This window comes from Anaeroplasma bactoclasticum (assembly GCF_003550015.1).
In the GTDB taxonomy this organism is placed as follows: Bacteria; Bacillota_I; Bacilli_A; order Acholeplasmatales; family Anaeroplasmataceae; genus Anaeroplasma; species Anaeroplasma bactoclasticum.
Window position 1 is genome coordinate 49,304 of sequence record NZ_QXEV01000001.1, and the last position, 13,100, is coordinate 62,403.

11 protein-coding genes and 1 tRNA gene are annotated in these 13,100 nt (G+C 31.8%); 9 read left to right on the forward strand and 3 right to left on the reverse strand.

Annotation, left to right across the window (positions count from 1 at the left end; translation table 11 throughout):
- Positions 1-48: 48 nt before the first annotated feature.
- From rimM to holA, 4 genes are read left to right on the forward strand one after another with little or no spacing between them, the layout of a single operon-like run.
- The gene (gene rimM / locus EI71_RS00210; protein WP_162849610.1) at positions 49-540 is read left to right on the forward strand and encodes a ribosome maturation factor RimM; all 492 of its coding nucleotides are present in this window, start codon (positions 49-51) and stop codon (positions 538-540) included.
- Complete coding sequence (gene trmD, locus EI71_RS00215; protein WP_162849611.1) at positions 537-1,262, forward strand: tRNA (guanosine(37)-N1)-methyltransferase TrmD; 726 nt, start codon at positions 537-539, stop codon at positions 1,260-1,262. Before rimM ends, trmD begins: the two co-directional genes overlap by 4 nt.
- The gene (malQ, locus tag EI71_RS00220; RefSeq protein ID WP_119015231.1) at positions 1,259-2,722 is read left to right on the forward strand and encodes a 4-alpha-glucanotransferase; all 1,464 of its coding nucleotides are present in this window, start codon (positions 1,259-1,261) and stop codon (positions 2,720-2,722) included. Before trmD ends, malQ begins: the two co-directional genes overlap by 4 nt.
- 1 nt (position 2,723) lies before the next feature.
- Complete coding sequence (holA, locus tag EI71_RS00225) at positions 2,724-3,659, forward strand: DNA polymerase III subunit delta (protein WP_119015232.1); 936 nt, start codon at positions 2,724-2,726, stop codon at positions 3,657-3,659.
- Between the two features lie 93 nt (positions 3,660-3,752).
- Here the strand turns inward: holA and rpsT are convergent, their stop codons facing one another.
- Entirely contained in the window at positions 3,753-4,016 is a 264-nt protein-coding gene (gene rpsT / locus EI71_RS00230; RefSeq protein ID WP_119015233.1) for a 30S ribosomal protein S20, read from the reverse strand.
- Between the two features lie 212 nt (positions 4,017-4,228).
- Entirely contained in the window at positions 4,229-5,242 is a 1,014-nt protein-coding gene (locus EI71_RS00235) for an A/G-specific adenine glycosylase (protein ID WP_119015234.1), read from the reverse strand.
- A gap of 267 nt (positions 5,243-5,509) precedes the next feature.
- Here EI71_RS00235 and pgsA point away from each other — a divergent pair, with 267 nt between their 5' ends.
- The 4 genes from pgsA to EI71_RS00255 all read left to right on the forward strand — a co-directional run bounded on the left by pgsA (position 5,510) and on the right by EI71_RS00255 (position 9,277).
- Positions 5,510-6,124, forward strand: coding sequence for a CDP-diacylglycerol--glycerol-3-phosphate 3-phosphatidyltransferase (pgsA, locus tag EI71_RS00240; protein WP_119015235.1), 615 nt, complete (start codon positions 5,510-5,512; stop codon positions 6,122-6,124).
- Between the two features lie 15 nt (positions 6,125-6,139).
- Entirely contained in the window at positions 6,140-7,120 is a 981-nt protein-coding gene (recA, locus tag EI71_RS00245; protein WP_119015236.1) for a recombinase RecA, read from the forward strand.
- Positions 7,121-7,219: 99 nt separating this feature from the next.
- A tRNA-Ser gene (locus EI71_RS00250) sits at positions 7,220-7,310 on the forward strand.
- Between the two features lie 158 nt (positions 7,311-7,468).
- Positions 7,469-9,277 carry a carboxylesterase/lipase family protein gene (locus tag EI71_RS00255; RefSeq protein WP_119015237.1) on the forward strand — a complete coding sequence of 603 codons (1,809 nt, stop codon included), beginning with the start codon at positions 7,469-7,471 and terminating at the stop codon, positions 9,275-9,277.
- A gap of 10 nt (positions 9,278-9,287) precedes the next feature.
- Here the strand turns inward: EI71_RS00255 and EI71_RS00260 are convergent, their stop codons facing one another.
- Positions 9,288-12,272 (reverse strand): diguanylate cyclase domain-containing protein, encoded by a 2,985-nt coding sequence (locus EI71_RS00260; protein ID WP_162849612.1) that lies wholly within the window; start codon positions 12,270-12,272, stop codon positions 9,288-9,290.
- A gap of 96 nt (positions 12,273-12,368) precedes the next feature.
- On the opposite strand from EI71_RS00260, the gene EI71_RS00265 reads away from it, so the two are divergent.
- Positions 12,369-13,061, forward strand: coding sequence for an NAD-dependent protein deacylase (locus EI71_RS00265; RefSeq protein WP_119015239.1), 693 nt, complete (start codon positions 12,369-12,371; stop codon positions 13,059-13,061).
- The last annotated feature ends 39 nt before the right edge of the window (positions 13,062-13,100 follow it).

The window sequence follows — 13,100 nt, forward strand, 5'->3', positions numbered from 1 at the left end:
TTCAGGCATTAAAATAGTATACTAAAAATAGTTAGTGAGGTCGATTTTATGAAGTATTTTATGTGTGGCCATATCATGACAACTCATGGTATTAAAGGAGATTTAAAGGTAAAGAGCTATTCGGATTTTGATCGTTTTTATAAAGGAGCAAGATTATATATTTTACATGGCAAGGATTATGTAGAAGTTGAAGTTTTAAAGGCAAGTGAATTTGGTAATTATTATTTAGTTCGCTTTAAGGATTTAGAGGATATTAATTTAGTGGAAAAATACCATAGTGATGATATTTATATTTCTGAACTTGATCGTAAGGATTCCCTAGATAAAGGAGAGTTTTATTATTCCGATTTAATTGGTAAAAGGGTTGTGAATGAAAATATGGAGGATAGAGGTATTGTAGAAGAAATAAGAGAAATGCCTCATGCGAAGTATTTAGCTATAAGATATAATGAAAAGATTCATCTAGTTCCATTTATTGAAGAATTTATTGGAGATATAGATGATAAAATTGTTGTTAAGGAAATCGAGGGATTATTTTGAAAATTAAAATCTTAACCTTATTTCCGGATATGTTTACCGGATTTATTCATGAATCAATTATTAAGCGAGCTATAGAAAAAGGTGTAGTTAGTGTTTCTTTAATTGATATAAGAGAATATTCGTTAGATAAGCATAAGCATGTTGATGATACACCATGTGGTGGTGGAGCTGGTATGGTTATGGCTTGTGATGTTGTAGATAGGGCAATCAAAGCCAATAAAAGTGAAAATAGCCATATTATTATGATGACTCCCCAGGGTGCACCATATAATCAAAAGAAGGCTTTAGAATTATCTAAGATGGATGAAATTATGATTATATGTGGACATTATGAAGGATTCGATGAAAGAATAAGAAGCTATGTAGATGAAGAGATTTCTATAGGAGATTTTGTATTAACTGGAGGAGAGATTCCAGCAATGGCGATATCGGATTCGGTAATTCGTCTTTTAGACCATGCCATTCGAGAGGAATCCCATCTAGATGATTCATTTTCTACAGGATTATTAGAATATCCACAATATACAAGGCCTATTGAATATGATGGTATGAGAGTACCTGAGGTACTTTTAAGTGGAAATCATAAAAATATTGAAACATTTAGAAAAAAAGAATCTTTAAGAAGAACATATCTTAAAAGACCAGATTTATTAGAAAATTATAAATTAAACAAGGAAGAAGAAAAACTTTTGAAAGAAATCATAGAGGAGGAAAAAGTATGAGACAAGCAGGAGTATTACTTCACATTTCATCATTACCTAGCGAGTATTCCATTGGTTCTATTGGAAAAAGTGCTTATCAATTTGTGGACTTCTTAGAAAGATGTGGTCAGCATGTATGGCAGATTATGCCAATTGGTCCTACATCCTATGGAGATTCTCCATATCAAGGGGTTAGTGCATTTGCGTTTAATCCATATTTTATTGATTTAGAGCTTTTAGTGGAAGATGGATTATTACTAGAAGAGGAATTACCAGCAAAGAAAAGAGCATATCGTGCAGATTATGGAGATTTATTCTATAATCGTTTTAATGTATTAAGAAAAGCTTTCGCCAGAAGAAAAAAAGTTCAGGCAAAGTTTAAAAAATTCCGTGATGAAGAAGCTTATTGGTTAAAGGATTATGCCATTTATATGGTATTAAAGGAAAATCATAATTATGCATCCTGGGATACTTGGGAGGATGATTTTAAATATAGAAACCCTAGTGCTTTAGCTAAATTTGAAGAAACTGAAAAGGATAGAATCCTAGAGTGGCAATTCTATCAGTTTATCTTCTATGATCAGTGGATGAGATTAAAGAAATATGCAAATGCCCACGGTGTAGATATTATGGGTGATATGCCAATTTATTGTGCATATGATTCTGTTGATGTTTGGAGTAATCCAAATGATTTCCAGCTGGATGGAGCATTAAAGCCATATGCAGTTGCAGGATGTCCACCAGATGCGTTTAGTGCGGATGGACAGCTATGGGGTAACCCACTTTATAACTGGGGCAGAATGAAGCAAGAAGGCTATCATTGGTGGGTAGCTAGAGTTAAACACGCACTTAAGGTATTCAATATTTTACGTATTGACCACTTCAGAGGCTTTGCAGGCTATTTCTCTATTCCATATGGTGCTCCAAACGCTAAGGGAGGACACTGGGAGGATGGTCCTAGATATCAGCTATTCGAAAAAATTAAGCAGGAATGTCCTAATGCCAATATTGTAGCTGAGAATTTAGGCTTATTAACTCCAGATGTAGAGGAATTATTAAATCAGTGTGGCTTCCCAGGAATGAATATCTTCCAGTTTGAGTGGGGAGATTGGAATTATAATGTTCCTATTTATAAACCATATCCAACACATAATGTATTCTATTCTGGTACTCATGATAATCAGATGATTACATCCTTCTATGAGTCTTTAGATGAATGGCATAAACAAAAGATTAATGGCCTTGTTGGTATTAATTGGGGCGATAGACCAAATAGAAAGATTATTGAATGGTGTATGAGAACTGCCTGTGATTTATGCATTATTCCACTTCAGGATTATTTGGGATTAACAGATGAAGAAGGAAGAATGAATATTCCATCTAAGGCAAATGGTAATTGGCAGTATATGGCAAAGCCAGAGGATTTCTCCATAGATTTAACAAATTATATTACTTGGATAACAAAGGATTCAAATAGATAATATGTATAATTACATCATAACTACGGATGACATAAGTGCCGCAAATGAAAAAATTGAACAAATAAAAAGTAGCCTGTCATCCGAGTATGATGAAATAAGCTACGATATAGAAGAGGAAGGACTATATTCATTAGTTGATGAATTAACTACAGTGTCCTTATTTGATTCTTTAAAATTTGTGGTAGTTAAAGGAGCAGAAGCTATTACTAAGGCTTCCGATGCCCCTCTTAAGGAATTGTATTCAGCAATGAATGATAGAAATTCCGAAAATGTATTGATATTCCTATTTACTAAAGATACTGATTATCAAAAGTCAGAAAAGTTTAAGAATTTAAGAAAGTATTCTACCTATATAGATATTAGAATAAAGAATATTCCATTAGATCAATATGCAAAGAATGTATTTGAAAATGATGGTTATAAGATTACAGATCAAACTTTAGCATTATTGATTACTTATGTAGATTCCTTATCTAGCTTAAAAAGAGCAATCGAAATACTTGAGCTTTATAAAGCAGAAGAAAAGAAAATTTTAACAGCGGATATTGAGCTTATGATTACAAAGCCATTAGATAATGATGTATATCAGCTAATTAGTGCATTTTTAATAAATCATACAAAGGAAGTATTCTCTATTTATAAAGATTTAAAGGTAGTAAGTAAGATTCAAGTATCCTTTTTAGTATCTTTACTAATTAACAAATTTCAAGAAATGTATAATGTATCCATATTATTAAAGGGTGGAATGAGTCAAAATGATATTGCAGCTTTATTTAATGTTTCTCAAGGTAGAGCATATTATATGGTGAAGAATGCAAAATCCTCAAATTTGGGTAAAATCAAAGCCAATCTTGAAGATTTAGTTAAACTTGATGCAGATATTAAAAGTGGTAAGATTAAGGAAGACTTAGGTCTTGAATTATTCTTCTTAAAGTAATATAAAAACCTCCTGCCTGGAGGTTTTTTATATAACAAAAAAAGCATCTCATATGGATGCTTTTTTGTTTAAACTTTAGTTAAACAATATCTATTACTTTAATGTATTAACTGCAGAAGCTAATTCAGACTTATGTCTAGCAACATAATTCTTATGAACGATGCCCTTAGCCTGTGCCTTGTCTAACTTCTTATAAGCGTAGCTTAAAGCCTCCTGAGCCTTAGCAGCATCTTTAGCCTCAACTGCAGCGAATACAGCCTTCATTGCAGTTTTTAAAGATGATTTGAATGCTACATTTGCTTTTCTAGCCTTTTCATTTGTACCAACACGCTTAATCTGTTGTTTAATGTTTGCCATAGTTTTTCACCTCCGCTATCACATGCAATGACAATTATATCATTACAGAAATACTAAATCAAGTAAAAAATTAATTTTTTCCATGTATAATACTATCACTGTTTTCTATAGCGTTTTCATGGATTTCTTCATATCCAAATAGGAATATTCTTTCAAATTCTTCATCTGAAATTTCTGGTATAGTATTAGAGAAAAGCAGCATTATGTGCTGCTTAAAATGGCAAGAATTTTTTATATGCAGTTGGAAGTCCAATCGTGTTTAAGATTTCATCTTTTGTATAGGAATTATAATTTAATAAGTCTTTTGAATAGCATAGATAAGCCTTAATATTCCAAAGCTGATGCGAGAATATATGCTTGCCTTCTTTTATAAATTCAACATTATAAATATCTATATTATATTTATTCTTTATTTCATCAATGATTTCATAATCCATTAAAAAGGAATTAATTAATATAGGGGCTTGTAATCCTTTTAATACACCATCTTCCTTTGGAAGAAGTATGTATTTATTTCCATCTGTAATAAATATCATAGAATATTCTAAATATTGTTTTTCCATCTTTTCTTTTTTCTTTGGATAATCTAAAACTAGATTTTCTCTTTTTGCCTTACAAAAAGAAGAAAGAGGACAAATATCACATAATGCAATCTTTGGCATACAAACGGTTGCCCCTAAATCCATTAATGCTTCATTAAACATACCAGGTGTATCTGGGATAATCTTTTCTATTTTTTCTTTATAATACTTTTTAGTAGTATCCTTTAATATATCCTTATCATCTAAATATAATCTAGAAAACACTCGAAGTACATTTCCATCCACTGCAGCTATTTTTTCGTTATACGCTCTAGATAGTATGGCTCCTGCAGTATACATACCTATACCTGGAAGATTAATTGCATCCTTATAATCTTTTGGAAATTCACCATTATATTTATTTACTATTTCTTGAGCACATTTTTTTAAATTCTTGGCTCTAGAATAATAACCTAATCCTTCCCATAGCTTATATAATTCACTATCTTCTAGATTTGCTAGCATAAAAAAATTAGATGCTTTATTTAAAAACCTATGATAATAGGGCTTAACAGCTTCAACTTTTGTTTGTTGAAGCATAATTTCACTAATATATATTTCATATGGAGAGACATCGCCTCTCCAAGGTAAATCTCTTTTATTTTGGTTAAACCAAGTAAGTAGAGGTATTACAATTTCTTTCATAAAATCACCATAGCAATTATATCATATTTTTGATAAAAAAGAGGGGAAAAGTATATATATTTTGAGTAAATTTTAGTGAAGTTGGGAAATGAAAAAATGGCTTAACTACGCCAATTTTTCGTGATATAATTTAGGTATAGACCAAAAAGAAGAAATGTTTGGTTTTATAATGGTTTTCTTTTGTAAAAAGAAGATGAAATATTTCTTTTTAAAAATGGCTTTCTATGATATAATATTTTTGATATTTTTTATAGGGAGTGATTTGGTATGACATTGCCGAATAAACTTACTATCGGTAGAATTTTAGCAGTACCTGCAATGGTTACTGTTGCATGTATTCCATATTTAAGGGATACAAATATGTTTACTATCGATGGAGTAGGATATTTAACGATTGCTAATTTTATAAACTTTATATTATTCATTTTAGCTTCATTTACAGACTTTTTAGATGGAAAGATTGCAAGAAAATACAATCTAGTAACAACATTTGGAAAGTTTGCAGATCCATTAGCGGATAAGATGTTAGTGTTGACATCCTTCTTAATCCTTATGACACAAGGATTAACAGTTAGAGGCTGGCCTAGTGAGCTTGGTATTACACCACTATGGGCAGTAGCTATTATCTTAATTCGTGAGCTTATGGTATCTGGTATAAGACTTGTGGCAGCCCAAAAGGGTATTGTAATTGCTGCAGGATGGGCAGGAAAGGTTAAGACTTTTGTAACTATGGTTGCATTAGCATTTGTTTTCTTAGCTACAATTCATATTTCAATAGCTATTATCGCATTAATTTTAGTTTATGCTTCAGTAATCCTTACAGTATATTCTGGCGTTGTTTATTTCATTAACGCAAAAGATATGCTACTTGAATCAGTATAATAGGAGGAAAAATATATGGCAGAAGTCACAAGAGAGCAAGCTCTTGAAAATGCACTTAAGACCATTGAAAAAGAGTTTGGTAAAGGCTCTGTTATGCGTCTTGGGGACCGTGTAGATCAGAAGGTTGAGGTTATCCCAACTGGTTCTATTGGACTTGATAAAGCGTTAGGTGTTGGTGGATATCCTAAGGGAAGAGTCATTGAAGTATATGGTCCTGAATCTTCAGGTAAAACTACATTTGCCTTACATGCGATTGCAAATGCTCAGGCTGCTGGTGGTTATGCAGCATTCATTGATGCAGAGCATGCATTAGACCCAGTTTATGCAAAGAATTTAGGCGTAGACGTTGAAAATTTAATTTTATCTCAGCCAGATTCTGGTGAGCAGGCTTTGGAGATTGCAGAAGCATTAATTAAGAGTGGATCTGTAGATATTATTGTAATAGACTCTGTTGCAGCGTTAGTTCCTGAAGCAGAATTAAATGGTGATATGGGAGATTCCCATGTAGGCTTACATGCGAGATTAATGTCTCAGGCAATGCGTAAGCTATCTGGTATTATTGCGAAAACAAATTGTGTTGCGATTTTCATCAATCAGATTCGTGAAAAGGTTGGTGTTATGTTTGGTAACCCTGAAACAACAACTGGCGGTAGAGCATTAAAGTTCTTCGCATCTGTTCGTATGGAAATTAGAAAGGGTGAAGCTATCAAGGATGGTACAATGGTTATTGGTAACCGTACAAGCATTAAGGTTGTTAAGAATAAGGTTGCACCTCCATTCAAGACTGCAGAAGTAGATATTATTTTTGGTAAGGGTATTTCTAAGATTGGTGAAATCGTAGATATGGCTTGTCAAGCAGATATTATTCATAAGTCTGGAGCTTGGTTTTCTTATGAAGGAAATAAGATTGGCCAGGGCCGTGAGAATGCTAAAGAATTCTTACTTAATAATTCAGAAATTGCAAAAGAAATTGAAGATAAAGTTAGAGCTTTATAAAAGATTCGAAAGAAGATTTTGGGGACTTCATAAGTCCCCTAATTTCTTGTTGACTTTGTATTTTCAATTTGCTATAATGATGTAGCAACCTTGGTAGATGTCGACGTACTCAAGAGGCTCAAGAGGCTTCCCTGCTAAGGAAGTAGGTTGGGTAACTGGCGCGAGGGTTCGAATCCCTCCGTCGACGCCACGTAGGTAAAATGCGGCTTTCATAAAGAAGGTCGCTTTTTTGTTTACATTTTTTTAAGATTTGTTTAAAACATTGTAAAAAAATAAACCCTGTTCACTTTTGCTCATTTTAACTCTATCATTTTGTGATATAAATATAAGTGAAGCGAGGGGATTTTTATGAAGAAACATATTGTATTTTGGATAATATTTCCGATTGTTACACTATTTTTAATCGCAATAACTTTATTCTATATGGATTTGGCAAATGGACCAATTATATATCTTATTTTAGAATTAATCGCTATTGGAGTATATATTGCATTTAGCATAATACTAATTAATAAGAGGAAAGCAATAAGATTAATCCCATTTTTAGCTATGGGTATTACTACTGTTTTACTTTTTATGCTATCTCATCCATCCAAAGCGGTAAAAAGAGCAGTGGATGGTCCATATATGGAAACAGAAGTATTAACATTAAAAAATGGTGATGTAAAAGGATTATATAATGAAGATAAAACGGTTCGTGTTTATGCATCTATTCCTTATGCTGCTCCACCTGTTGGCAATTTAAGATGGAAGGAGCCTAAAGAGGTTTCTAATTGGGAAGGGGTACTAGATTGTACGAATTTTGCTCCTATCTCTATGCAAAAGGAAAGTAATGCGATTACAAATACTTTAGTAGATATTTATGCGGAAAAGAGTTGGCACCCAGATTATAATTCTTATCCAACGCAATATATGAGTGAGGATTCCTTATATTTAAATATTTGGAGACCTAATACAGAAGAAGAAAATCTACCTATATTGGTATATATCCATGGAGGCTCACTCACTGGTGGTAATTCCAATAGTAGTGATTATAATGGAGAAGCAATGGCCAAAAAGGGTGTCATTATGATTACTGTTGCTTACCGCTTAGGTGTTTTTGGCTATTTGGCTTTAGATGAACTTCAAAATGAATCACCAAATGGAACAACTGGTAATTATGGATTATTAGACCAAATTCAAGCATTAAAGTGGATTAATGAGAATGCAAGCTACTTTGGTGGCGATAAAAATAATATTACGATAGCCGGAGAATCTGCAGGATCTAGTTCTGTATCTGCATTATGTGTTAGTCCTCTTGCGAAGGGATTATTTAAAAGAGCTATTGGTGAATCATCATCTATAGTTGGTGCATATCCTCCTCATACTTTTAGAAGCTTAGATGATGCTCTTTCTACAGGAAAGAGTATTATGAAAAATATGGGATGTAATAGTTTAGAAGAATTAAGGAATGTTTCTGCAGAGAAACTTGTAGATGCATCCTATCTGAATTCATCTATGACTATCGATGGCTATGCTATAACAAAATCTCCAAACTTGGTTTATTTAAATCACGAAAACAATGAAGAAGCATTATTAAATGGATATAATGTCTTAGAAGCAGACGCATTTGTTATTCCTACGATGCTATTTGATTTACCAAATAAGAATAATATTAAGTCAAAGCTTACGGATTATTTCGATGAAAAGCTTGCTTTAGATATGATGGAATTATATAAGGATGAAATTGATAAGGATGCATTTAGTGTATTCAATGAAATCATTTCAGCCTATTGGTTTTTTATGCCACATTATGAATGGTCAACTCTAGCATATAATAATGGAGAGGATGTGTATTGTTATCAATTTACTAAGGAAAATGGATACTATGGTACATATCATTCTGGTGAGATTATTTATGCTTATGGTAATATTTCTAAATCAAAACATGGCTTTGCTTATAATGAAAGTGATTATAAATTATCTGATATAATGCTATCTTACTGGAGCAATTTCGCAAAATATGGTAATCCAAATGGAGAAGGATTAGAAACTTGGGATAAATGGGATAGTAATAAGAATAACTTATTAGAGCTTGGAGAAGTAATTCAAGTGATTCCAGAAAAATATATTGGAGCTTATCAAATTATTGATGAGTGGAATAGAAGAACAAAATAAAGAAGAGGAGCTATTTGTGCTCCTCTTTTCTATAGTCCTCATAGAAGGATAATCTATTTTTACCTGCATCTTTAGATGCATATAAAACTTTATCTACAGCTTCATATTGTTCATCAAAGCTTCTAAATGTACCATCATTTACCGCAACTCCGACAGAGAATGTTGTAGATTTTTCCAGTAGGGAAATTCGCATGGAAATCTTATCGAAGATTTCTTTGGCGATTTTTTTATAATCATCTGTTGGTTTAACAAAAATGGCTAACATGAATTCATCTCCACCCATTCGACATGCAAGATCATGATCTTTAGTTACAGATAATAATACTTGACCAATTTGAATTAAGAATTCATCACCCGCATGGTGTCCATAGGTATCATTGAATTTTTTAAAGTTATCTAAATCCATCATAACAAGCATGGATTTTAATTCAGGACATTCAAATCTCTTTTGTTCTATATCATTTACAAATGCGATATGAGTTAAAAGACCAGTTAGAGAATCTCTTCTATAGGTATCTTCCCATTTCTTTAATTGAACTTCAGATTTTTGTTCCATTGATTTTGCAAGAAGCTTTGCAGCATAAGTGGTAGAAGAATTAACAATGACAATTTCTGATTTTTCTTCTCTAGCTATAGAATCAAAATACTTTCTACCAAAACAATATACGGTTTTAATAGAACCATCTTTACAAAGAATTCTATGCTCTATATATGCCATAGAATTCATTCTTAATTGTTTTTCTACCTCTAAGATATAATCAGCTCTATCTTCCTTTGGAAGTAAATCCTTTTGGGAAAGCTCCTTTTCCTTTATATCCTTTAGAGTATATCCTGTGATTTCTGTAAATTCCTTATCAATTTCAACAATTCTCATTTCACTGTCTATAATATATTTTGAATATATCATTGGATGAATATTTCCATGAGAAGTCTCTTCATTATTGTCATTTGTAATTGTTTGAGTTGGAACTACTTTAGCATCCTGATTGATAGATATTTCATATCCATTATTTAGCATGCTTATAAATTCTTCAACCATTCTAGGGTCAAACTGACTACCTGCATTATGAATTAAATCTTCCTTAGCCTCTTCAATGGATTTGGCTTTTCGATATGGACGATTTGAAATCATTGCATCAAAAGAATCAATAACACTAATGATTCTAGATAGAAGAGGAATGGATTCTCTAGATAATCCATCTGGATAACCCTTACCATCCCATCTTTCATGATGATATCTAATTTCCTTTGCGATAGTTTTTAATTCGGAAGTTGCATTTGCAATAGCCTCTCCCTTTAAAACATGAGATTTTATAACAACCCATTCATCATCAGTTAGTTTTCCTGGTTTATTCAAAACCTCAAGAGGAATACTAATTTTACCAATATCATGTAATAAGCATAATAAGGATAATCTAGATTGTTCAATATCCGATAGTCCTAGTCTTTCACCTAAATCTTGACCTAGCTTTTGAGTTCTTTCTACATGAGCAAGTGTATCTGGGTCAGCTTCCTTTAATGCTCTAATTAAAGATGAAATAAGTGCAGACCTTGCAGAATCCTTGTCTAATAGCTTTTTAGCTCTTAAGCCTGCAAAGACTCTATGCATTACGGTAACTAGGTTTTCATCTTCATCAAGTACAGTATCATAAGAATACTGTATTTTTTCTTCAAAGCTTTCGGATAATTCTTTTAGGTATTTTGAACAATCCAGTTTTGTTTTGTCATAACATATTGCAATTAAATAGGCATCTTGTCCTCTAACATAATATGTGTCCTCAGGGAAGATTTTTCTCATGGTTTCAGACAAGGATTTTAATAATTGATCTCCTTTGTTTCTTCCATACATTGTATTAAATACAGATAATTTATTAATATCACATACACATACTGTAGTAGGATTAGGGAAATTCTTTTTGTTTTCAATTGCAAATTTTCTAAATGGCTCCCAGTTGTGGAAGCCTGTTAACAAGTCTGTATCAAGCTGTGCATCTACAAAAACGAATAAACGACCAATAATTTCGTTTCTTTCGTTTCTAAGCATTCTATAATCACATCTTAATGGCTTTTGTTTTCCATATTCATTGATATAGCATTGTAAGGAATATGCATCCTCATCCATAATGATGGATAGGTTGCATTTTTGTAAAAATTCCTGAAGTGTGGTTTCTAGTGTAATACCAATAGAAGAAAAGAATTTTTTAGCCTTATCATTTATGACAAGCATAGCTTCTTGATAATCATATAAAACAATACCTTGGTCAATGTTTTCAAAAATAAAGGTTTTGAAATGATTTAGCATTCCTTTTTTAGGGAATACATAACATGCCCAATAACAAATCACGGATCCTATAAAATAGAATAGAACTGCATAATCTGCAAGTAACCAATCGGAATTCTTAGGTAAGAATAAGAAGATTCCATTAATAATAACGATAATTACGAATGTATAGATTATAAATAGGTAAGGGGCTCTATATTCTTTTGGCACCTTAAGGCATTTCACAATTAGCATAGACATAATTGCTATAACTAAGGAATAGGAATATGCCAAATGTAGGTAGTAAAATACATTCATTTTATATTCATAATGCATGAAGCTTGTATTTCTTGGAATATATTCTATTGCGATTGGATTGAATATATTAACGATAAAGATAATAATTTCAAATAATAGATAGCCCTTTATGATGAAGGATATTATTTTAAAATGATTTTTTCTGTGTGATATTCTCCAATATACAATAAACGCAAGAAAGCTTAATAATAAGAAATCTATACAGATAAAATATAAGCTAGAGAATACTGCTACAATTGTATAATTGTTAGCTACTGCACTAAATGTATAGAAAGAACCTGTTAATATTTCAAAAATACAGGTTATAGCTAAGTACTTTCCTTTCTTATCCTTTTGCCTAAAAGAATTATAAATAATTAAAATGTTAAAACAGATTACCAAAAGCATAGCAATTTGGAAACCAACAGCAAAGGTCATAGGCATCATCTCCTAATTTATTGAATTTAAAAAAGTAATTTATTATAATAATTATACACTATTTTTAATGAAAAGGAAATAAACCTAAGTATACATATGACAAAAATTGAACGTTTAAAGGCTTGGATTATGGAAGCAAAAACTTTAGTTATCTTTACAGGAGCAGGAATTTCAACGCCATCTGGGATTCCTGATTTTAGAAGTAGCCAAGATAGATCATTTGAGGATATATTAACCTATGGATATATGATAGATAATAAGGATTCTTTTACAAATTATGTATTCAAACATTTATATTATCCTTTTGCAAAGCCAAATTTAGCACATTTGTATTTTGCTGAACTAGAAAGAAAAGGTAAAGTTACCTCTTTAGTAACTCAAAATATAGATGATTTACATATGCTTGCAGGACAAAAAAGAGTATATCCAATTCATGGGTCTATTCATAAATGGTATTGTATGAAATGTGAAAAGGAATATGATCCATTAAAGCTTGATCATAACCATGCCAATTATTGTAGCTGTGGTGGATTTATAAGACCAAATATTACTCTTTATGGAGAACCACTAGATGAGGCTTATTATCATTTGGGATTAACAGCTTGTCAGGTTGCTGATTTATTAATTGTTGTTGGTTCATCCTTAAATGTAGAGCCTGCAGCTTCTATGGTAAGATATGCATCCCAAAGATTGGTAATTATAAATAAGGATAAAACAAAATACGATAGAAGAGCAGATTTGGTATTTCATGAGGATATTATAGATGTGATTCATAAGCTATCTCTGTAACGCTACAAAATCTTTTAATAATCGTGTATAATAAAGTAT

What these genes read in the sequence shown, in the direction of transcription:
- rimM (WP_162849610.1), top strand. Translation starts at nt 49, where the DNA reads ATGAAGTATTTTATGTGTGGCCATATCATGACAACTCATGGTATTAAA.
- malQ (WP_119015231.1), top strand. Translation starts at nt 1,259, where the DNA reads ATGAGACAAGCAGGAGTATTACTTCACATTTCATCATTACCTAGCGAG.
- holA (WP_119015232.1), top strand. Translation starts at nt 2,724, where the DNA reads ATGTATAATTACATCATAACTACGGATGACATAAGTGCCGCAAATGAA.
- rpsT (WP_119015233.1), bottom strand. Translation starts at nt 4,016, where the DNA reads ATGGCAAACATTAAACAACAGATTAAGCGTGTTGGTACAAATGAAAAG.
- EI71_RS00235 (WP_119015234.1), bottom strand. Translation starts at nt 5,242, where the DNA reads ATGAAAGAAATTGTAATACCTCTACTTACTTGGTTTAACCAAAATAAA.
- pgsA (WP_119015235.1), top strand. Translation starts at nt 5,510, where the DNA reads ATGACATTGCCGAATAAACTTACTATCGGTAGAATTTTAGCAGTACCT.
- recA (WP_119015236.1), top strand. Translation starts at nt 6,140, where the DNA reads ATGGCAGAAGTCACAAGAGAGCAAGCTCTTGAAAATGCACTTAAGACC.
- EI71_RS00255 (WP_119015237.1), top strand. Translation starts at nt 7,469, where the DNA reads ATGAAGAAACATATTGTATTTTGGATAATATTTCCGATTGTTACACTA.
- EI71_RS00260 (WP_162849612.1), bottom strand. Translation starts at nt 12,272, where the DNA reads ATGACCTTTGCTGTTGGTTTCCAAATTGCTATGCTTTTGGTAATCTGT.
- EI71_RS00265 (WP_119015239.1), top strand. Translation starts at nt 12,369, where the DNA reads ATGACAAAAATTGAACGTTTAAAGGCTTGGATTATGGAAGCAAAAACT.